Below are 790 nucleotides of genomic sequence, written 5' to 3' on the forward strand. Positions count from 1 at the left end.
TGCGGTGAAATTGATTTAATTGCGCGGCGTGGAAATCTTGTTTTAATCGTTGAGGTAAAAGCGCGTTCAACACTAGCTGAAGCGATGGCTGCTGTTTCTCGGGTGAATGAGAGGCGCATTGAGGCCGCGGCCGATATTTGGTTGGCACGGCAAAAAGATCGTGCTCTTTTATGTGTACGCTTCGATTTGATCGCCATTTTACCGTGGCGTTGGCCGCAGCATATTCCAGCATTTTTTATGTCTAATAAATAAGAGTTTCTCTATCGTTTTAACCATGGTAGATGGAAAATATCTTGTTTATACACATGCGTTAGAAAAAGTGCCTAATAATTTGAGCGCTATGAGGAGTGAAAGATGGATGATTATGAAATGTTTGCAACGGGTTTGTTGATTGTTTTTGGGGCGCTGATTATTGGTGGTTTAATGGCAATGCATATCGTGCTTATGAATAAACCAGGTTTTTTATTTGCATTAGCGGCTGCGATTGTTGGTTGGTTTTCCGCTTTTGCGGTGCTCTTTGATAAACCTAAAGTTTATTTGACATTGATTATTCTTGCCATGCTTTGTGTTGCATCTTCAATTAGTATCTATGTAAGTTAAAATGGCAAAGCGTTGGTTGGGTGTCCTTGGAAATTTTGAGAGCGAGGAGTAAAAATGACAATTGGCTTTTTAGGAACAGGTAAAATCAGTGCTTCAATGGTTGATGGTTTAATGAGAAGCGTTTTTGATGTTCCTTCCATTATCCTCTCACCACGCAATGCAAAAAGAGCAGAGCATCTTTCACGCAATT

2 protein-coding genes and 1 pseudogene are annotated in these 790 nt (G+C 40.3%); all 3 read left to right on the forward strand.

Annotation, left to right across the window (positions count from 1 at the left end):
- Positions 1-252 (forward strand): YraN family protein (locus tag ACFIO5_RS11385; protein WP_375705467.1); only part of this gene is annotated, 252 nt, incomplete at its 5' end.
- A 102-nt stretch (positions 253-354) separates the two neighbouring features.
- Positions 355-600, forward strand: a complete 246-nt coding sequence (locus ACFIO5_RS11390) for a hypothetical protein (protein ID WP_375705468.1) — start codon at positions 355-357, stop codon at positions 598-600.
- Positions 601-654: 54 nt separating this feature from the next.
- A pseudogene (locus tag ACFIO5_RS11395) lies at positions 655-790 on the forward strand (pyrroline-5-carboxylate reductase); the annotation flags it as partial.

The sequence above is a fragment of the Bartonella sp. AA86SXKL genome (assembly GCF_042196885.1).